This window comes from Serratia montpellierensis, from assembly GCF_020858655.1.
Lineage (GTDB): Bacteria > Pseudomonadota > Gammaproteobacteria > Enterobacterales > Enterobacteriaceae > Serratia > Serratia montpellierensis.
This window is the reverse complement of sequence record NZ_VOSN01000002.1, coordinates 23,928-43,687: the sequence shown is the minus strand read 5'-3', so window position 1 is coordinate 43,687 and position 19,760 is coordinate 23,928. Positions and strand designations below refer to the sequence as shown.

At 60.1% G+C, this 19,760-nt stretch carries 16 protein-coding genes; 1 reads left to right on the top strand and 15 read right to left on the bottom strand.

The features are described 5' to 3' along the window. Nucleotides 1–8: 8 nt before the first annotated feature. The 6 genes from FUU19_RS01425 to FUU19_RS01400 form a co-directional block, all read right to left on the bottom strand. Complete coding sequence (locus tag FUU19_RS01425; protein ID WP_230491041.1) at nt 9–599, bottom strand: fimbrial protein; 591 nt, start codon at nt 597–599, stop codon at nt 9–11. Continuing rightward, nucleotides 592–1,206 (bottom strand): fimbrial protein, encoded by a 615-nt coding sequence (locus FUU19_RS01420; protein ID WP_141971544.1) that lies wholly within the window; start codon nt 1,204–1,206, stop codon nt 592–594. Before FUU19_RS01420 ends, FUU19_RS01425 begins: the two co-directional genes overlap by 8 nt. A gap of 47 nt (nt 1,207–1,253) precedes the next feature. Continuing rightward, nucleotides 1,254–2,003 carry a fimbria/pilus periplasmic chaperone gene (locus FUU19_RS01415; protein WP_230491040.1) on the bottom strand — a complete coding sequence of 250 codons (750 nt, stop codon included), beginning with the start codon at nt 2,001–2,003 and terminating at the stop codon, nt 1,254–1,256. A 30-nt stretch (nt 2,004–2,033) separates the two neighbouring features. Continuing rightward, the gene (locus tag FUU19_RS01410) at nt 2,034–4,589 is read right to left on the bottom strand and encodes an outer membrane usher protein (protein ID WP_230507064.1); all 2,556 of its coding nucleotides are present in this window, start codon (nt 4,587–4,589) and stop codon (nt 2,034–2,036) included. 29 nt (nt 4,590–4,618) lie between these two features. Next, nucleotides 4,619–5,164, bottom strand: coding sequence for a fimbrial protein (locus FUU19_RS01405; protein WP_141971550.1), 546 nt, complete (start codon nt 5,162–5,164; stop codon nt 4,619–4,621). Nucleotides 5,165–5,249: 85 nt separating this feature from the next. After that, nucleotides 5,250–5,810 carry a fimbrial protein gene (locus FUU19_RS01400; RefSeq protein ID WP_141971552.1) on the bottom strand — a complete coding sequence of 187 codons (561 nt, stop codon included), beginning with the start codon at nt 5,808–5,810 and terminating at the stop codon, nt 5,250–5,252. 424 nt (nt 5,811–6,234) lie between these two features. Here FUU19_RS01400 and FUU19_RS01395 point away from each other — a divergent pair, with 424 nt between their 5' ends. Then, complete coding sequence (locus FUU19_RS01395; protein WP_141971554.1) at nt 6,235–6,978, top strand: winged helix-turn-helix domain-containing protein; 744 nt, start codon at nt 6,235–6,237, stop codon at nt 6,976–6,978. 83 nt (nt 6,979–7,061) lie between these two features. Here FUU19_RS01395 and FUU19_RS01390 read toward each other — a convergent pair whose 3' ends face one another. From FUU19_RS01390 to FUU19_RS01350, 9 genes are all read right to left on the bottom strand, one after another. After that, nucleotides 7,062–7,553: a FidL-like protein gene (locus FUU19_RS01390; protein ID WP_230491037.1), complete on the bottom strand. Its 492-nt coding sequence runs from the start codon at nt 7,551–7,553 to the stop codon at nt 7,062–7,064. Further along, nucleotides 7,534–8,268: a winged helix-turn-helix domain-containing protein gene (locus FUU19_RS01385; protein ID WP_230491036.1), complete on the bottom strand. Its 735-nt coding sequence runs from the start codon at nt 8,266–8,268 to the stop codon at nt 7,534–7,536. The genes FUU19_RS01390 and FUU19_RS01385 overlap by 20 nt, the downstream gene beginning before the upstream one ends. Nucleotides 8,269–8,595: 327 nt before the next feature. Next, nucleotides 8,596–9,216 carry a DUF2238 domain-containing protein gene (locus FUU19_RS01380; RefSeq protein WP_141971559.1) on the bottom strand — a complete coding sequence of 207 codons (621 nt, stop codon included), beginning with the start codon at nt 9,214–9,216 and terminating at the stop codon, nt 8,596–8,598. Nucleotides 9,217–9,337: 121 nt separating this feature from the next. Beyond that, complete coding sequence (gene yncE, locus FUU19_RS01375) at nt 9,338–10,402, bottom strand: 7-bladed beta-propeller protein YncE (protein ID WP_060433936.1); 1,065 nt, start codon at nt 10,400–10,402, stop codon at nt 9,338–9,340. Between the two features lie 61 nt (nt 10,403–10,463). After that, nucleotides 10,464–11,324 (bottom strand): isochorismatase family protein, encoded by an 861-nt coding sequence (locus tag FUU19_RS01370; RefSeq protein ID WP_230491035.1) that lies wholly within the window; start codon nt 11,322–11,324, stop codon nt 10,464–10,466. Between the two features lie 3 nt (nt 11,325–11,327). Continuing rightward, nucleotides 11,328–12,956, bottom strand: a complete 1,629-nt coding sequence (locus FUU19_RS01365; RefSeq protein ID WP_230507063.1) for a (2,3-dihydroxybenzoyl)adenylate synthase — start codon at nt 12,954–12,956, stop codon at nt 11,328–11,330. Nucleotides 12,957–12,963: 7 nt separating this feature from the next. Then, nucleotides 12,964–14,169, bottom strand: a complete 1,206-nt coding sequence (locus FUU19_RS01360; RefSeq protein ID WP_230491034.1) for an isochorismate synthase — start codon at nt 14,167–14,169, stop codon at nt 12,964–12,966. 212 nt (nt 14,170–14,381) lie between these two features. After that, complete coding sequence (entS, locus tag FUU19_RS01355) at nt 14,382–15,638, bottom strand: enterobactin transporter EntS (protein WP_033649954.1); 1,257 nt, start codon at nt 15,636–15,638, stop codon at nt 14,382–14,384. Between the two features lie 176 nt (nt 15,639–15,814). Further along, entirely contained in the window at nt 15,815–19,759 is a 3,945-nt protein-coding gene (locus FUU19_RS01350) for an enterobactin synthase subunit F (RefSeq protein ID WP_230507062.1), read from the bottom strand. Nucleotide 19,760 lies beyond the last annotated feature (1 nt).

The following is a 19,760-nucleotide window of genomic DNA, read 5'->3' as shown; positions in this document are numbered from 1 at the left end:
TCATCTCCTTATTGAACCTCGACTAATAATGTGGCGGAACTGGAAAAATCCCCGCCACTCAACCTGGCGCCGCCGCGTTTGACCGGTACGGCATAGAGCAGTGGATAATTGGGATAAAAAAAGTTATGCCACTCGTTCAGCTTTAGCTGCTGGCCATTTTCGAACAGCAGCTTGATCGCCAAATCGTCCTTCTCGCGGGTACGCAGTAAACCGACGCCAAAATTTGAGTTCTCGCCCTGCAATGACACTTTCATATTTCCGTTCGAGCCGGAGGTATCGCCGCTGCAGCTCACGCTATAGGGGATCTTTTTCTTGCCGTAGTTAACGCCGTCAATGTCTGCGATATTCAGTTCGCCGAAGGGCACATCGATGTCATTGCCGCCGTTGATTTCACACTTTGGTTTCGCGAGCACTTCGCCTTTCACCGTGACATTCACCGTCGCAGCCTGCGCCAGCTGGCCAAAACTCAGCACCGCCAGCAGGGTGAGCGCCGAAGCGGCAGCGGTGCTGGCCGCCAGCGCACAGCCCACAAGGAGATATTCGCCGCCGATGGCCAGCGTGCGTCGCCCTGTATCGCCCATACCATCCACCTCAGTCATAGTTCAGCCGGAAATCGATCGCCGCGCGGTAGGCACCCGCCAACAGCGGCGCACGCGTACGCTCCGCCATCACATAAAACTGCAGCCCGTTATCGCCCAGCGCCAACAGCTGCGGCCGGCTGCGGCTGCCCAGCCGCACATCGCGGTTATCCGCATCCAACAGCCGCAACCCCAGGCCTTCGGCGCCCTGCACCTGCACCAGCTGCGGGTTATCCGCATCGGCCGGGGCGGTGAAGCTCACCGTTACTGCCGGCTGGTAGGCATCCCACAGCCGGTAACCGAGGCGAGTGTCTCTGATGGCTGCCCCCATGCGCGTGCAGTCGCGCAACCGCAGTTGGAAGGCCACTGGCTGCGTGCGGTTGCCGGGCACTGCCAGGCTGCTCGTGGTGGTTTCACCCAGCCAGATATCCTGGTAGGCCGAAGACATCTCCAGCAGGCAGGCGCCTTCGGTCAGCGCGCCATGCACAAACAACATGCCGTGGTTACCAGGCTCTGCCCGGCTCCCCTGGCTCGTCAGCAAAACCAGCGCCAATAACGCCGCCTGGCCTGCCCGTCGCGTTAAAGCGTCTCTTCCCTGGCTATTGCAGCCGTTATCGATTCTTTGCATGAGTTTCCCTGCCGCTTCAACTGATGGAGCGCCGCTGCCGGCGCCGATTATCCTTGCTTCTCAGGCATCGCCTGACAATCGCCGGCGCCACACTTGAAGGTCAGATCCGGGCGGCCGCCGTAGTCATTGATATAAGTCAGCACCGGTGCATTGCCCAGGCCAGTGGCGCCTAACATGACGCTACCTTTCGGCGGCACCATCAGCGGTTCAAAACCGGCGGCGGTTTTACCGCTCTTGCTGCTGCGGGCATCGACCAGCGTGATGTAATACGGGGTCGGGTTATTGGCTTTAAAGCCCGCGCCCTGGCGGGTCAGCGTCAGCTGTTCTTGCCATGGGTTGAACGCGACGTTTTTGTTCGGCACGATCGCCGCCGGGCGGTAAAACAGCTTGATGCGGGTCTGCAGCGCGATCTGCAGCGTGTTGGCCTTGGTGCTCTTCGGCGGGATCTCGCGCAGATTGAAGTAGAACAGGCTCTCGCGATCCTGCGGCAGCGCCTTGGCGGCCGGCAGCGCCTGCACCTTGACCTGGCTTTGCGCGCCCGGCTCCACCCGCTGCACCGGCGGCAACACGATCAGCGGGCTGTTGATTTTTTCACCCTGCTCATTCTCCAGCCAGCCCTGGGCCAGATAAGGCAGCTGCGTATTTTTATTGGTGATGTTCATGCTGACCGAGCTATCGCCGCCGTTTAAAATCACGCGGGTGCGATCCAGCGCGATGGCGGCCTGCGCCAGGCCGCTCAGCAAGGTGGTGGTCAGCAGGCCGGCTACCGACAGCGTTTTTACAGTGTTGTTTCGCATAATAAGCTTCCATTTGGTCAAAAATTGCATTTACGGATTTTCCGGGGCATCTGCCTGGCCTTCACTGCCTGCGGCCACGCGCCGGCACGGCAGCAGCAGATCGCTCAGAGCAACATCCGTGCGCAACGCCGGCAGATCGATTTCACATTGCGCCTTCCCTTCCCAATGCACCGTCATTTGTTCACCGGCGCGAATACCGCTGAGGTAAACGCTGCCGCCGTCATTCACAATCCCGGTCTGCTGCCTGCGGCGGTTGAACACCTCGGCGCCAAACGGCGGTGTGCTGCCGTCCGCCAGGCGGATCACCGCCATGGCTTTCTGGCCGGAAATCACGTTGAAGCGCCGGTAGCCAATCGCCCCTTCGGTGAGCGTCGCCTGCACCACCGACTGCGTCGCTTCAGCCTCGTCCGATAAGTTGGTCAGATCGATGCTCGCCCGGCTGCGGTAAAAGTTGCCGACGTCCGTCACCACCGCTTTGCCAAACATGTTGGTACGGCTCGTGGCGCCATAGCCGCGTACCGGTACCCCGGCCACGCCATCGGTGTCCAACAGCAGACGGGTGCCACCAAAGTTCCCACTGCGGTGCAGCGCCGCCCCCTGGGAGGTCAGCGTGGCGCCCCCTTGCAGACTCATGCCTAACGAGGAATACTGGCCGCTCTGATAACTCACGTTGGTATCGATACGCGCCGCGTCGCCGTCGTGGCTGTAAAACGCGCTGGCGGATTCACCGCTGCGCGAGGTGCCGGCGGTCAACTGGTAGTTGTTGTGTTCATCCAGCCGTTGGTAGTAACCCACCCGCTGGTTGTTATTGTTACGGTTCCACGAGCTGCTGTAGCTGAGGTTGGCATCCCCTCCCCACGGCACCGTCAGGCTCAGATACATACCGTCGTCGTTGGTCCCTCTGGACTTATTGCGATAGGCCGAGAGTGAGGCGCTCAGATTTTTCCACGCTCCCAGGTTGAAATAGCGCGACAGCGCCAGGCTGTAGCGTTCGTCGGTCGGCTTATCCCAGTAAGTCTGGTGGTCGTAGTTGAGATAGGTACTGATCCCCAGATCGCGGAACTGCTTGTTGAACGTAATGGTGTACATTTCCCGACTTTTGCCGTTCCGCAGGCCGTGATAGCGCGCGTCCAGGTATTCGCTCATGGTCATAAAATTTTCTTCCGAGAAGCGATAACCGGCGAAGGTGATTTGGCTGTCGTATTCATCAAAGCTTTTCGAATAGCTCAAGCGGTACGAGCCGCCTTTTTTGGTGCCGTCGTCGATCGGCAATCTGGCCCGCGAATACGTGGTATCAAACGACAGCGCGCCGAGCACCAACAGATCGCGCCCCAGCCCCAGCGACAGCGCGTTATAATCGCCACCGGCGATGGTCCCGCCGTACAGCGACCAACCATTGCTGATCCCCCAGGAGAATTCACCAGCGGCGAAGGTTGGCCCTTGCACATCGTGCTCCCAGTTCGACGGCCGGCCGCCGGCAAACTTGAAGCGCACCATGCCGGGGCGCGTCAGGTAAGGAATGTTGGCGGTGTCCACCTGAAACTGCTGCACGCTGCCGTCTTGTTCTTCAACCTTGACGTCCAGCTTGCCCATTACCGAATCGCTCAGATCCTGGATGCGGAACGGCCCGGCGGCAACCTGCGCCTCATACAGCACGCGGCCCTGCTGGCTGATGGTGACTTTGGCGTTGGTTTTGGCGATGCCGGTCACCTCCGGCGCATAGCCGCGCAGGTTAGGCGGCAGCATGTTGTCGTCCGACACCAGGCTGAAGCCGGTAAAGCGGAAGCTGTCGAACAGGTTGCTCTGCAGCGAATCCTCACCCAGCGCCAGGCGCGCGCCCCACTGCGGCAACGCGCGAAAAGCGTAATAGCGGCTCCAGTCAAACGTTCTCTGGCTCGATTCCCCTGAGCCGGTCTGGTGATTGAGGCTGGTCTGCCAGTCGGCCCGCAGTCGCCAGGCGCCCAGGTTGGCACCCACCGCACCATTGCCACCCAGGCGCTGCGTCTGGCCGCTGCCGTTGCGGTTCTTCTGCACCTGGCCGTTCAGGTTGTAGTCCAGCAGCAGGCCGGGAATGCCGTTATCCCAGCGCGCCGGCGGATCCCAATCCGGTGTGGAGTACTCTAAATAGGCCTGGGGAATGTTCAGATACAGCGCCGACACCGCCAGATCGCCCCTGGCCTCAATGCCCTTGAGGCTGGTCAGATCCAGGCACTGCTCGTTATGCCACCAGCGCAGCTGCTTGAGAAACTCGGTTTTAAGGCCCAGTTTTTCAACCAGCTGCGGCGAGACGCAGGCCGCACTGCCATCGGGATCGTTTTCCGGCGGATAAAAAGCCACCGGCTGCTCATCCAATGACTGTTTGTTCACCAATACCGTCATGCTGTACTTGCCAGGCATAATGTAGGCGCCTTTGGAAAAGCGGCCGAGATCGATATTTTTACGATCGTTGATATCCAGGATGTCGGTGTTGAACTGAATTGCATCATCCGCCCGCCCCTGAAAGGCCAAGCCGCAGAGAGCCAGAGAAATACATATCCCTAATAAACTTAACGGGAGTGCCCCCGATTTAAATTTTCTCGCATCCATGATCCCGCCAACCTTTAACTTATTTATAATCAGTAGTAATCCAATTTAAAACGAATGGCGGAGCGGTAATCCCCTGCGCGCAATACCTGGCTGTTAGCCACCAGCTGCATTGAATAATTCAAGCGATAATCTTTTGTTAGGGTATTTTCTATTGACATCGGCACCCCAGGGTAAATATCCGCACCGATGCTATCGACAATGCGCAATGCAATACCGCGGGCGTCGCCGATGACGCCGAAGTTTTTTCCTTCTGCATTACCGTCAAATATCATGCGGAAATGCTGGCGTCCAGAATTAGCGGAATTATCACCCGACAACCCACAGTTCACTAATTTCAGCGTAAAGGGGCGGGTTAGCCCGTGCCCATCGCGGGAAATTTGTTCCACCGGCAAAGTTTTCATGTCGATGGTTTGATCACGGCTGGCCGACTCAAGGGCGCAGGCCGCGTTGACAATAGCGCCTTCCATATTGACTCTTCCCCAGCCAATAACCGAAGCCGTTGCCGGCATCGCCTGGGCCGTAAAAATCGCGACCAATAGGGAAGGCGCCACTACATTTTTGCCAATAAGGGCCATAGAGATTATCCCTTGCAAACAGGAATCCATTCTGGGGAAAAGCATGCGGGCTACCCCGCATGCTGGCATTATTCAGATAAAGCGCTTATTGATAGTTCAGCGCGAAGTTAACCACGCTAGTGAATGCACCCGGAACGATAGTATCCAAAGCGCCACCATTACCTTTCAGGAAGGCGGTGAATTTCAGGTCAGCTGTTTCCTGGCCTGCTTTAATACCCTGACCTGCGGTCGCCTTGCCCAACTCAATCACGGCATTACCGTTTTCGTCATCGGTCATAACGATACTCGCCCCTTTAGCAGTGCTGCCGCTGCCAAACCCGATCATTTTATTATCCGTGCCAGCCGCGCCGCCAGGCTGACCGGTGAAGGTGGTCTGCACTGTCTTCTGTGTGGCGCTGGTGCAGTCTTGCAGCTTAATGGTAACCGGCTGTTTTAATTGAGACTCACGGCCGTCCTTCAGGCTCAGGTTGGAGATCTGCCCCATTTTAATAGTTTGATCGATATCGCCCGGAGCGATAGAGCATGGCGCATCGATGATTTCACCGGTGAAAGTGACGGTACCGCTACCCTGATTCGCAGCCTGGGCCATCATAGAAGAAGCGCCGAAGGCCAATACCGCTGCAATCATAATTTTGTTCAGTTTCATAGAGATTCCTTACATTCCTTAGTAAGTAGTGGGAAGAATTAAATCCTTAAGTCACGCATGCAATGCGGCAGCTTTATTCCTGAGATTCCTGCGCATTGTCTCCGTGGCTAATACGCTGCGTTTCCGCGCCCCGTATCAGTGGAAACAAATTTACACTTAGCGCTCTCAACTTGAAACGTTATATCGCAAAATACAAAAAACACGGGATAATTATCGATAACATAATAATTAAATAGATTAAAATTCCGATAAATAGAATTTAATTATCAATATTTATATTAAAAAACTTGTAAGCAGATAAACATTTCATTTCAATTATACGAATAAAGAGAAAAATCCTATTGCCCTGCGGCCCAAGGGATTGAAAAAAATAAAAAGAGGTCTCAGAATAATCTCTCGACAGGAAAGTTGACGGGTAAATAAAATGATTTTCATTATAAATGAGAGCATCCTCTATAATGAGGAGGAAGGCACATTGATGCATGTCGATAATGCCAGCAATAAAATAGCTTTACTGAAGCCAACCAGCAGACTGCTTTCGTTGTTCATCAAGAATAATAACAAGCTGTTGTTGCGAGAGAGGTTACTTAATGATGTTTGGGTCGATCATGGGCTGAAAGCCTCCAACAATAATTTAAACAATTACGTTTCCGGGTTACGTAAATCACTGGCGCAGTTTGGCGCCGAGGAGATTATCGTCACTTATCCCCGCCAGGGGTTTAAATTCACCGCCAAAAGTATTCATGAAGCGAATGAAAATAAGGATGAGATATATAGAAAGGAACAACAACGGGAGGTGGAAATTGCTTCTACGCCGCCCCCCGGGAATTCTCCCCCCGGTATCCGACGGGCATTACAACGCTTAATAATGATTGCCGCTGCCTGTCTGGTGCCTTTTGCCATCATTGTGTTGTACCAAAACAGCACGCGCATCAGCGTTTATCCACTTGGGAATTACCAAAGCTGCCAGGTGTACAGCATGACTTTAGGTGGAGGCAGCTTGGAGAACATCAAGCAGGTGATACAACAGGCGGGCTTCAATTGCCGTACGCGGGCAGACGTCTATTATTACGCTAACATTCTTAATGAGAGCACTAACCAGGACGAGCAGCAGGTCACCTACTGCCCACGCTCCGGCAACAGCCCTTGCATAAAGATAACTATCTAGCCGGCAATCAACCTTAATCTTTTCGCTCTTGACACCCAGGGTCAGAGACAACATCGGCCCCCCGGTAATTCTGGGGGGGACCGTTATGCACCAGTCACGCAGACAAAAAGCGGCGAATGGTTATCAATAAACAGATAGTGATGCGGATCGATACGCTCGATGCGCATATGCAACTGCTGCCCGGCGATAGGCAACCGGCGATTCATATCCTCGCGAACGATAGAGTCCTGCGGCTTGCGGGTATTTTTCGTTACCCACATGGTGTAGTTGCTGCCGCGACGCTGGTAACTCATTTCCACGGAGCGATCGACCACATAACGTGTATCACCATCAAAAAAACTGCCGCTCATCAACATAGTGAGCTGCCGCGCCCCCTCAGGCACTATGCTTACCAGCAGTACACGCTCCATCGCCGTATCTTTATCCTGATTATGCACCCGCATCGACGCCCGGCATTCCGGCACCTGCGGCATAGCAAACAGCACATAAGCGGCGACGCAACAGCAGGCCAGTGCCGCAAAGGCTAACAGCGCGTAACGGTAATGCCATATCCAGTTATTTTTCCAGACTTTCATAGTAGTTCTCGCATTGCGCTTTGCCCGCCGCCATCGCCGCCTGCGGACAATAAAAGAAGTAAGAAGATCGCACGCGTTCTGCGCTGCCGGGCACCACCGACTGGCTGTCGTAATAAAGCAGCGTCGCCGGCTCACTACAGTGAATATGGTTTCTTTTATCCAGCAACGTTTGTAAGTGCGTCAAATCCGCCTTACCGGAACCGGTCTTATGATAAGAAGCGATAAACTTCACTTCACAGCTGCCGATATTGCCAACGCTTACCGCGCTGAGCGGCGCATAGCCGGTGTCCTGCCAGGCCCATATGCCGCTGCCCACCGCCAACAGCAGCAAAGCGGCCAACCCGAAGCGCTTAAATCGCTGCGTTCGCCGCGGCCTGCTCGGCAAGGCGCTTTCTGCAGCCGCCGGGATCGGCATCTCCGGCAAACTCTCCGCCAGGCTGTCCGTCGTCTTCAACGAAGCGGCGGTAAACATGAATCCCTGGCGCGGCAGCGTGACGATAATGTCGTCCTCGCCCAAGGCGGCGAACATCTTGCGCAGGATGGAAATAGTGTTATTGAGGTTATTGCCGGAGGCCACCTGGCCGTGCGCTTCCCATACCTGCGTCAGCAGGGTATCGCGGGAGACCACCAGATTATTGTTTCTGACCAACGTGGACAGCAGGCGGTTCAGCGTGGCGGTGAGCGTTTGAGGGGGTAGCTCAGCGTTGAGATCCACCAACTCTGATCTATCTTCATGATATTTAATCTTATTATTAATTATGTATCTCATTATTCCCCGCTCAAAAAACTAATTAATAATAATTAGCCCTTATTAAACATGAGAATAGTAGCACACGGCATGAGTTAAGAAAATTCCTAGAAAAACACATAAAAAGCTAAATAAACATAAATATAGGAAATAACATTGTGCTGTATCACAGGGTGACAAATATTTAACTGATGATTGTCGATTTTTTATAATGTGGACATTAAAAATGCCGCCCGGCAAATACCAGGCAGCACGAGAAACTGTCACTTTTACCCGACTCAACCGCCGCAGGGCTTACTCTTTTAAACGCCGCAGTTGCCGATCCTGCCAGCCACCGAATAGCCACTGGCCGGCTATCGCGCCGAGCAAGGCGCAGAACATATCGGACTGCGTGTCCCACGGGTCGCCCTGGGTGCCGAGAAACTCATCGGCGCCCTGGCCCAGCGCCAGCGCCGCCCACCACTCGATCAGTTCGTACACCGCGCTGATGGCCAGCGCGATACAGCACACCACGAAGCCCAACATCTTGCGGCCCTGCACATAACCGCCGCGCAGCAGGATCTCACGCGCCGCCAGCGCCGGCACCAATCCCTGGAAGAAATGCCCCAGTTTGTCGTACGGGTTGCGGCCAAGATCCAGCCACTGCTGCACCTCAAAGCCCAGCGGCACGCGAGCGTAGCTGTACATGCCGCCGAAAATCAGGATCAGCGCATGGAAGAAAATCAGCGTGTAGAGCAGCGGCGTCAGCGGATAACGGCGATGGGTCAGCCACAGCAGCGGCAAAACGATCAATACCGGCGCCACCTCCATCAGCCAGGTCGCGCGATCGTAAGGGCTGATGCCGCTGTGGATCAGCGCGGCCAGCAGCAACAGGGTAATAACGGACAACAACAACGGCGTGCGTGAGACGGGCATAACCAACGTTCCTTCGGGTTAACGGATCAATGCCCTCTTTATACCGCAGATCGCACGGCGAAAAAAAACAGGCGGAGCGTCGCCGCTTCGCCTGTTCGAGGGGTGCTTACCCTGAGAGGGATTACTTCAGCGCTACGCGGATCACGTCGTCCGGCGCGGTCGCTTCTTTCTCGCGGCTGGAAGCCTGCTTGACGCTGACGTACAGCGTCTGGCCGTCCGGCGACAGCGCCAGGCTGTTCGGGTGGGTCGGCGTCTTGATGGTGTTCAGCACCTTGTAGCTCTTGGCGTCGATCACGCTCACTTCACCCGCCTGGCGATGGGTCACGTAAACTTCATTGCGCGCCGGGTTGAACAGCACCGCCAGCGATTCCGGCACGTCGATCTTGCTCAGGATGTTGCCGCTGCGGGTATCCACCACCAGCACCTGCGGCTGCTTGGAATCGGTGATGAACGCGCGATGGGTAGCGGTATCCAGGCTGATGTTCAGGAAGAAGTGCTCTTTGGACTCATCCAGCTTCTTGCGCGACAGCACCTTGTTGCTCTGGGTATCGATGGTCACCAGTTCGCCGTCGGCGTTAGTGACGTACAGGCGTTTGGCGGCGGCATCCAGCGCCAGGCCGGTGCCATACTTACCGGTATCCGTCACGGTGGCACGCAGGGTCAGATCCTTGCCGTCCACCACCCACACCACGCTGGATTCACCCAGCCCGGTGATGTACAGCGTATCGCTGTCGGCATCCGCCACCAGTTCGCGCGGCGCCAGCGGCTTGACGGTCTCGGAACGCTGGCGCGCGTCCAGCACCAGGCGGCCTTTCACGTCGCCGGTCTTGGCGTCGATGGCGGTCACCGAGTTATTGACCGTGTTACCGAAGAACAGCGTGCCGGTTTTAGCATTAACGGCAGCGCCAAACGGCTTGATGTCGTTATGAATAATCTGGGTCACGTCCAGCGTGGTCGGGTCCAGGCGGTAAACGATGCCACCCTTGTCCAGCTTGCGGCTCTGCGACGTCGCCAGGTAGAGCGCGTTCTCGCTCGGGCTGTAGGCCATTTCATAGGCACCCTTGCCGACCGGTTTGCGCAGCACTTCCGGCGCGGTCTGCGCCAGCAACGAGTTGGAGAACAGCAGCGTGGACAGCAGCATCAGCGGAAATGCCGCACGTTTTCCCTTGGTGATCAAAGCATTCATCGAAATCTCCTTATAGAGCCAACGGGGCAGCCGAGCGGCCGCCCTCTCATCGTTATTAAAATCAGGCTTTCTCTTCGGAAAGCAGCGCCCACCAGCTGTCGATGGTCGGGTTGCGCGCCAGCGCGATAAAGTCGATGTCGCCGCGGATCTTGCGCCAGCGGGTCGCCAGCTCCATGATGCGCACCGAATCCAGACCGTAATCGATCAGGTTCTCATCGTTGCCCATGTCTTCGCTGTCTTCGTCCAGCAGCGGCAGGATCTGCTGACGCAGCGCGTCGATGCTGGCGATGCCGGCCGCCGGCAGCAGAGACGCGGTGGTCACCACCCGGCCGCAGCGGCCGGCGGTATAGCGCAGCGCCATCAGGTGTTCGTCGCGCGAGAAGTCCGCCAGGCCGTCGGCCACCATGAACGGCTGGATGTTGCGCATGAAGGCGTCGATGGCGGTGGTCAGGCAGCCGATGTGCGCATACACGCCGCAGATGATCAGCTGATCGCGGCCGGACTCCTGCAGGATCTCCTGCAGCGGCGAGCGGTGGAAGGCGCTGTAGCGCCATTTCACCAGCACCGTGTCGTCTTCGTCCGGCGCCAGCGCGGCGGTCACCGCCTGCTGCTCGGGGTGTTTGTTCAGGCCCGGCCCCCACATGTCGTTCAACAGCGCGCGGTCTTCATCGCTCTGCTGGTTCGGCTGCGCGGTATAGAACACCGGAATGCCCTGCTGTTTGCAGTAGCGGCGCAGGTTGGCGATGTTCTCCACCACCTGTTTGATCAGCGCGCTGTCTTCATCCCAGAAATTGAGGAAATACTGCTGCATATCGTGGATCAGCAGCGCGGCGCGCTGCGGTTCTACCTGCCAGGTGACTTTATTTTGCGGCAGTTCGTCCGCCGTCGGCAGCGCGTAGTCATTAAGTTTTGGAATGGCCATCGATTAATCTCCCTGAGCCTGAGTCTGTAGTTGCTCGTCGAGCTGCTGACGCAGCCGTTTTTTGTCCACTTTGCCGACCGGAGTCAGCGGCAGGCTGTCCACCTGAATAAAACGATCCGGCAGTTTGAAGTCCGCCACGCCCTGTTCGCGCAGGTGGCGGCGCAGTACCACCGGCTTCAGCGGCGCGTTGGCGATGATATAAGCGCAGCTCTTCTCCCCCATCAGCGCGTCCGGCATCGACACCAGCGCGGCGTTGATCACGTCCGGATGACGCAGCAGCAGGTTCTCGATTTCCTCGGCGGCGATCTTCTCCCCGCCGCGGTTGATCTGGTCTTTCTGCCGCCCCTGCACGGTGATGTAGCCGTCTTCGCTGATGCTGATCAGATCGCCGGAGCAGTAGAAACCGTCGGCGTCGAAGGCATCGGCGTTGTGCGCCGGGCTCTGGTAGTAACCGCGGAAGGTATAAGGCCCGCGCGTCATCAACCGACCGACCTCGCCCGCCGGCAATGAATTGCCGTCGTCGTCCGCCACCCACACTTCGTCATCCGGCGACATCGGCCGCCCTTGCGTCGTCAGGATGTGGCGCTCGTCGTCGTCGAGCCGGGTGTAGTTCACCAGCCCTTCAGCCATGCCGAACACCTGCTGCAGTTGGCAGCCGATTTCGTTCTGAATACGCGCCGCCAGCGTTTCGCCCAGCTTGGCGCCGCCCACCTGCAGCAGTTTCAGGCTGGCGAGCTGGGCATTGCCGCCCCACTCTTCGATCGCCTGCAGCCACAGCGTGACCGCCGGCGGCACCAGCGCCGTCACGTTGATTTGGTGCTGTTCGATCAGGCGGAAGCACTGCCCGGCGTCCGGATCGGCGGCGAACACCACCAGCCCCGCGCCATAAAACACGCCCAACACGCCCGGCGAGCTCATCGGGTAGTTGTGCGCCACCGGCAGCGCGCACAGATAGCGGGTCTGCGCGTCGAAACGGCAGATCTCCACGCTGCGGCGAATGCTGTAGTAGTAGTCATTGTGGGTACGCGGGATCAGCTTCGGCGTACCGGTGCTGCCGCCGGAAAGCTGGAAGAACGCCACCTGATCGGCCGCAGAAGGCTGCGCGACGAAACCGTCGCTGGCTTCGTCCAGCCAGGCGGCCAGCGCCAGCTCACCCTCGGGCTGGCTGCGCAGCGCCACGACACGCAGCGAAGGATGCGCATCGCGGAAGGCGTTCAGGAATTGGTCGTCGGCAAACAGCGCGTGCTGGCGGTCGGCGATCAGCAGCGCCGGCTTGATCTGCTCGGCATAGGCATTCAGTTCGCTGCGCTGATGGCTGAACAGCGCGTTGACCGGCGCCACGCCAATCTTCAGCAGCGCGAAGAACACGATATAGAACTCCGCCACGTTGCCCAGTTGGACCAACGCGGTATCGCCGGATTTCACGCCGCGGCGCAGCAGAGCGGCCGCCAGGCGATCGGAGCGCTGCTGCAGCTCGCGGTAGGTCAGGCTGCCCTGGGCATCGATAATCGCCGGGGCGTCGTTGTTGGCCTGGCGGTCGAGGATCTCGGTCAGCGGCTTGTCAGTCCAGTAGCCGCGCTCGCGATAGCGGCTGGCGAACTCCGCCGGCCAGGGGGTAAAGGCAATGCTCATCTTGTCGTTATCCTTGATTCATACCAAAGGCACGCAGAATGGTGCTGAGTTTGGTGCCTGTTTCATGCCATTCAGATTCGGGTGAAGAGTCTTCCACGATGCCGGCGCCGGCGAACAGCCGTACCCGGTTGCCGTCAACGGTGCCGCAGCGGATAGTCACAACCCACTCGCCGTTGCCTTCGTCGTCGCACCAGCCGACGATGCCGCCGAACAGGCCGCGATCGAACGGCTCCAGCTTGCCGATCAGGGCGTGCGCCTCGGCCGTCGGCATGCCGCACAGCGCCGGCGTCGGGTGCAGCAGGCAGGCCAGCGACAGGGCATTTTCGTCTGGAGACGCCGCCTCGCCGTCGATCGGCGTGGAGAGATGCCACAGCGTCGTGGTGGTCAGCAGTTCAGGGGTTTGCGGCACGTTCAGGTAGCGGCAGCGGCCGGCCAGCACGTCACGTATGCTTTCGGTGACGATGCGATGCTCGTGGCGATCTTTCGCCGAGGTCATCAGCCACTCCCCCACTTCGCGATCGCGCTGCGGGTCGGCCTCGCGCCGGGCGGAACCGGCCAGCGGGTTAGAATAGAAACGGCCGTTGTCCTGGCGCAGCAGCAGCTCTGGGCTGGCGCCCAACAGCGCACCCTGCTCCAGCGGCACATGGAAATGGAAACCATGCGGGTTCTGGGCAATTACGCGTGCCATCAGCGCATGGCGATCCACCGGCTGGCGCGTTTCGATCTCCAGCAGGCGCGACAAGACTACTTTATCCAGCTCACCGGCCTTCATCGCGTCAACGGCGTCGCTGACCATCTTCATAAACGGCTGCTGCGGCGGTAGCTCCGTCACGCCGGCCAGTTCAGGGCCGTTCGCCGGCGGCCGAACGCCGGCCATAAAGGCGGCGCGATCGAACCAGCGGCTCTGCTGCGGAATAAACAGCGCCGAAGGCTGCCGGGTATCGAACGGGATGGCACCGCACAGCAGCGGTTTTTTGATACCGGCCTGACGGGCCTCGGCAAACGCCTGCCGTACGCTGCGCTGGAACTCGCCGTTCAGATCGGCGCCGTCTGCGGCCGGCAGGCGAATGCGGCTGAAACAACCGGTAGTGGTCAAGCTGCGGAAAGGAGAGGTAAAGAAGAAGCCCGACGCCGGAGAAAAATCAGCGGCGAACCGGTGTTCTTCGCACTCCTGCATTTCCTTTCGATTGATGTCGTTCACGGCAGTATCCATCGCTTCGCCCTCAAGGATTTGAAGTGATAACCAATATAATAATGATTATCATTTGAGTTAATTCCGCGCTAAATTACTCGCCGATATTTGCTATGTCAATAAACGTAAGCACTTCTTTCATTTCGAAATCATGACATAAACGCTGTGGGTTTTACGCATGCCGATGATAAGCATTGCTATTTGATCCCACAGCGTTGTCTTAACGCGTTCGACTACTTTTCTGTGGCGGGCTGCGGCTCCGGTTTGTGCAACGTCACCTGGCGCAAACCGGTCATGGCGAACAGCAACAGGATGCCGAGCAGCGCGGCGCCGAAGCCGAAACCGCTGGCGCTCATCGCCGGCAGCATGAAGGCGCCCATCGCCCCCAACAGCAACGCGCCCAGCGCATCGCCCACCACGTTTTGCGCCGTCCACAGGCCGTTGATACGGCCGAGGAAATTGTCCGGCGTCAGGCTCTGGATCAGGCCGTATTGCAGCAGCGAGTTCAGCGCGCTCAGGTAGCCGAACGCCACCAGGCACAGCAACGCCAGGCTGTACCACGGCATCAGGCCGAACAGGCCAATGGCGGCGAACGCCGCGATCGCCGTCAGCAGCATCACCCAGCCGGGGCGCGCCACGTGCGCCACGCGCCCGCTGGTGAACGCGCCGATGGCCGCGCCGAGCGGCACGGCGGCGTACATATAACCGAGGTGGGCAGCGTCGATGTGCCAGCTTTCCGCCATCGCCGGGTACAGCACGCGCACCGCGCTGGCCATGGTCAGCAGCGCGCCGATCAGCGCCACCATGCCGATCACCTTGTTCTGGAACAGGAAGGCGAAGCCGCCCGCCAGCGCGCGCAGCGGGTGTTCACGCGGCTGCGGTGGCGGCATTAGCTGCGGCAGGCTCAGCAGCGGCAACAGCGTCAGCAGGGTGCCGAACGCCGCCAGGCCGTAGTTCCAGGCAATGCCCATGTGGGCGATCACCAGGCCGCCAATCGCCGGGGAAAGAATCGAGCCGAAGCGCACCGTCAGCATGCTGATGGCGCCCGCCTGCACGATGTTTTCGCGGCCCACCAGCGCCGGCGTGGCCGCCAGCAGCGCCGTCACCCCCACCGCACCGAAGAAACCGTCCCACACCGCCAACAGATAAATGGCCGCCAGCGAAGGCGATGGCAACAGGGCATTGAGACACAGGCCGACGAAGCCGATGCCGCAGGTGGAGCGCGCGAACAGGATCAGCCGGCGCCGCTCATAGCGATCGGCCAATACGCCCCCCATCAGCAGCCCGGCGAACATGCCGCCGCCGGCCAGCGTCACCGCCAGCCCGACCTGCAGGGTGGAACCGGTCAGCGCCTGGATTTGCACCGGGATGGCGATCGCCATCAACCCCAGCGCTACAATGGAGATAAAGCGCGCGCAGAACACCGCGCGGAAAGCCCGGTTGGTTTTCAACAGGCTGAAATCAAGCAGGATGGAGGGTTTGCTACTCATCGGTTGTTCACCACATCTTTAAACGGGGATTCTGCAGTTGCGGAGCGCTATGCTAGCACAGATGACGAAATCAATAATGATAATAAAAATCATTGATATTCAATTGTGAGCAACCGCAAGAAACGCCGCCACACGCGGGGTAATCCCCGAGCCTGGCGGCGAGATGACGAGCGCGATTACAGCGTGCGCAAGATCCGGTTCAGCAGCGGCCCCAGCACTTTGAACGACGCCGGCGAAACGATATCGACATGCGCGCAGTCCAGCTCGTGCGCCTGCAGCGCATCGACGTACTGCGACCAGGTCTGCTGCACGTCCATCCCTTCCTGCAGCGTACGTTTGGCGACGAACAGCGTCGCCTGGCCATGGAAACGGGCGGTACGCGTGTGCGACAGCAACCGCACCGAATCGGCGTAGTTGGCTTCGATGTTGTCGAACATCGCCGTGCGCGTCTCGCCCAGCGCCGGATCGAGCGTATCCTGCGACACCGCCAGGAACTGCTCGCGCTCGCGCTGCACTTCCTTCAACACGTTGTCGTCCAGCATCACGTCCCAGTTTTGGGTCTCCGGCGGATAGGTATCCAGCAGGCCGAGGAACGCCACCTGCTCGCCGCGCGCCTGCAGCCGGGCGGCGATGCCCTGGGCCAGCGTGCCGCCCAGCGAGTAGCCGATGAAGTGGTACGGCCCGTGCGGCTGGACCTGCAACACCGTCTGCAGGTGGGCATCCACCACCTGATCCATATCTTCGCTCAGCGCCAGCGGGCCGTCCGGCCGCGGCGACTGGATACCGACCAGCGACCAGTGCTGATCGAGATAGCGTGGCAATACGCTGAACTGCCAGGAGAAACCGGACGCCGGGTGCAGACAGAACAGCGTCGGCCCCTCGGTGACGCGCAGCGGCAATACGCTGTCGAAGCCGCTACGATCGGCCTCTTCCTGCGTGCGTTCTTCCGCCAGCAAGACAGCCAGTTGCTCGACGCGCGACGCCACCATCACCTGGCCGACGGACACCGCCTTGCCCAGATCGCGGCGCAGCTCCGCCGCCAGCCGCATCGCCAGCAGCGAATGGCCACCGAGCGCGAAGAAGTCGTCATCGGCGAACACCTGCTCGCGCTGCAGCAAACGGGCGAACACCGCCGCGATCTCGCTTTCCAGCCCGGCCTGCGGCGGCCGTCCTGCCTTGCGCTCACCGCCCTGCGGCTGCGGCAAGGCCTTGCGATCCAGCTTGCCGTTGGCGCTCAGCGGCAAATCACTCATTTCCACCAGCGCCACCGGCACCATGTGCGGTGGCAGACGGTCGGCCAGCGCCGCACGCAGGGCTTCCGCATCCCAGTTCGCGCCGGGCTGCATCACCAGATAACCCACCAGTTGGCGCGCATCGCCGCCGGCATCCACCGGCGTGCCCTGCAGCACCAGCGCGTGCGTCACCGCCTGGCGCACGCCCGGCAGCGACAGCAAGGCGTGGTCGATTTCACTCAGCTCGATACGCTGCCCGCGGATCTTCAGCTGGTCGTCACTGCGGCCCAAATATTCCACCGTGCCGTCCGGCAGCCAGCGCGCCACGTCGCCGGTGCGGTACATGCGCCCGCCCTCGCCGAACGGATCGGCGACAAAGCGGCTGGCGGTCAGATCCGGCCGGCCAAGGTAGCCGTGCGCCAGCTGCACGCCGGTCAGATACAGATCGCCCGCCACGCCCGGCGGCACCGGCCGCAGGCGCGCGTCAAGAATACGCAGCCCGGTGTTCCATACCGGCAGACCGATCGGCACGTTGGCGCCGGTCACTTTCGCTAGCGCGTCGCCGTAAGCCGGATGCCAGGTCACGTCCACCGCCGCTTCGGTCGGGCCGTAGAGGTTGTGCAACGGCACCGCCGTGCGGCTTTGCCACAGGCGGCACAGCTCCGCCGGCAGCGCTTCGCCGCTGCAGAACACCTGGCGCAGCGCAGCGCAGTTCGCCACCGCCGCGTCGTCGTCCAGGGCGGCCACGAAAGCCGCCAGCATCGACGGCACGAAGTGCAGCGTGGTAATGCGGTGTTGTGCGATCAGCTGTTGCAGCTGCTGCGGATCGCGGTGCGCCTCCGGCGGCGCCATCACCAGCCGGGCGCCGACCATTAGCGGCCAGAAGAATTCCCACACCGAGACGTCGAAACTGCACGGCGTTTTCTGCAGCACCGCGTCGTCCGCCCCCAGCGGATACTGGTGTTGCATCCACAGTAGGCGGTTGACGATCGCCTGATGGCCGACCAGCACGCCTTTCGGGCGCCCGGTGGAGCCGGAGGTAAAGATGATATAGGCCGCATGGTCCGGCGTCGGGCCCGCGATCGCCACCCCGGCGGCGTGATCGGCCGCCAGCGGCGCGTCATACAGCAAAATTTCGCCCTTGTCGGCGAAACGCGCCTGCTGCGCCGGGTTGGTGATGACCAGCCGGGGCGCGGCGTCTTCCAGCATTATCGCCAGCCGCTCGTCCGGATAACCGGTGTCCAGCGGCAGATAGGCGGCGCCCGCTTCCACGATCGCCATCAACGCCAGCGACAGAAACACCGAACGCGGCAGCGCCACCGCCACGATGTCGCCCGGCCGCACGCCCTGCGCCACCAGCTCGCGCGCCAGCGCCGTAACCTGCTCGCGCGTTTCGCGGTAGGTGAAATTGAAATGCGCATCCGCCAGCGCCGGTGCGTCCGGCGTGGTTTGCGCCTGCTGCGCCAGCAACTGGCTCAGCGTGGTCGCCGGCACCGGGTGCGCCGTGTCGTTGACCCGCGCCAGCAGCGCGTGATCGTCTGCAGTCAGCATATCGGCTTCGCCGATCGGCAACGTTGCCTGCGCGGCGAACTGCGCCAGCAGCAGCGGCAATCGTTGCAGGTGCGCCTGCAATTCCTGGCGGCTGTAACGCTCGGCGTTGGCCAGCAGTTCAACCTTCAGCTGATGGTGTTCGTCAATAAACAGCGCAATCTCCAGATCGCGCACCGGCCCGGAGGCCAGATCGTGGGTAATGCCTTCGATACCGGCGAAATCCAGCTGGTAATCGAACATTTTGAAGTTGAAGACCGTGCCGTACAGCGGTTCGCCGTCGCCGATGCGCCCCAGATCGCGCTGCACCTGTTCGGCGTCGTAGCGCTGATGGCGACGCACCGTTTTCAGCTCGCGACTGATGCGGGTGGCGGCCTCATACAGCGTGGCCTGCGGCTCGAGGTGCATCTCCATCGGCAACACGTTGATCACCGGGCCGGCGGCGCACAAGGCGGCCGATCCGGTGCGGCGCATGAAGATAAAACCGGCGCTGAAGCTCGGTTGGCCGCTCAGGCGCGATACCCACAGCGCCACCAGCGCCACCGCCATATCGGCGGCGTTCAGCTTCTGCTGCGCGCCACGCTGTACCAATTCGGCGAAGGCCTGCGGATCGCAGCGCTGTTCCAATCGATGGATACGCGGCGTGGGCGTTTGCCCGGCCAGCGGCTGCGGGCAGAGCGTGGCCGGCGGTGGCAGCTGCCGCGCTTTTTCAAGCCAGAAATCGGCGTCGCGTTGCCAGGCCGGCGCCTGCCGGTAAGCCTGGTATTCCGCCACCACGTCGCTGAACGCCGTGAAAGGCGTCGGTTCCAGCGCGTCGCCGTGGCAAAGATGGGAGTAAATCGCCGCCACGCGGCGAGCGATGGCGGTGAAGCTGAAACCGTCCACCAGCAAATGGTGATAGCGCTGATACCAGAACCAGCGATCATCAGCCAAACGCATCACCACATGGCGATACAGCGGTGCGCCGCTGCCGGCGCGCAGATCGCTTGCCAGATCGATGTCCATCAGCGCGCGCGCGGCGGCGTCGGGATCCGGCGACGTCGTCAGATCGACAAGTTCCGGCTCGTGCACCGCCAGCGCATCGTCCAGCCATTGCACCGGCACGCCGTCGCGTTCCGCAAAACGCAGGCGTAGCATGTCCACCTCGCCCAGGCCCTGGATGATGGCCCGCAGCAGAGGCTCCACGGCGACAGGGCCGTTGAGTTCGATGGCATGTGCGACCGCGTAGGCATTGCGATGCGGGGAGATTTGATCGGCGACCCAGATGCCGGGTTGCGCCGCGACCAGCGGCCATTCGCCCGCAAGCGCCGGGCCGCTGAGAGAGTTAGGGGTGTGTGACACT

Coding starts and splice junctions, on each gene's coding strand:
- entS (WP_033649954.1), bottom strand. CDS start 15,638: ATGAGTAGCAAACCCTCCATCCTGCTTGATTTCAGCCTGTTGAAAACC.
- FUU19_RS01370 (WP_230491035.1), bottom strand. CDS start 11,324: ATGGCCATTCCAAAACTTAATGACTACGCGCTGCCGACGGCGGACGAA.
- FUU19_RS01410 (WP_230507064.1), bottom strand. CDS start 4,589: ATGGATGCGAGAAAATTTAAATCGGGGGCACTCCCGTTAAGTTTATTA.
- FUU19_RS01415 (WP_230491040.1), bottom strand. CDS start 2,003: ATGCGAAACAACACTGTAAAAACGCTGTCGGTAGCCGGCCTGCTGACC.
- FUU19_RS01365 (WP_230507063.1), bottom strand. CDS start 12,956: ATGAGCATTGCCTTTACCCCCTGGCCGGCGGAGTTCGCCAGCCGCTAT.
- FUU19_RS01390 (WP_230491037.1), bottom strand. CDS start 7,553: ATGAAAGTCTGGAAAAATAACTGGATATGGCATTACCGTTACGCGCTG.
- FUU19_RS01380 (WP_141971559.1), bottom strand. CDS start 9,216: ATGCCCGTCTCACGCACGCCGTTGTTGTTGTCCGTTATTACCCTGTTG.
- FUU19_RS01425 (WP_230491041.1), bottom strand. CDS start 599: ATGACTGAGGTGGATGGTATGGGCGATACAGGGCGACGCACGCTGGCC.
- FUU19_RS01360 (WP_230491034.1), bottom strand. CDS start 14,169: ATGGATACTGCCGTGAACGACATCAATCGAAAGGAAATGCAGGAGTGC.
- yncE (WP_060433936.1), bottom strand. CDS start 10,402: ATGAATGCTTTGATCACCAAGGGAAAACGTGCGGCATTTCCGCTGATG.
- FUU19_RS01395 (WP_141971554.1), top strand. CDS start 6,235: ATGATTTTCATTATAAATGAGAGCATCCTCTATAATGAGGAGGAAGGC.
- FUU19_RS01405 (WP_141971550.1), bottom strand. CDS start 5,164: ATGGCCCTTATTGGCAAAAATGTAGTGGCGCCTTCCCTATTGGTCGCG.
- FUU19_RS01400 (WP_141971552.1), bottom strand. CDS start 5,810: ATGAAACTGAACAAAATTATGATTGCAGCGGTATTGGCCTTCGGCGCT.
- FUU19_RS01420 (WP_141971544.1), bottom strand. CDS start 1,206: ATGCAAAGAATCGATAACGGCTGCAATAGCCAGGGAAGAGACGCTTTA.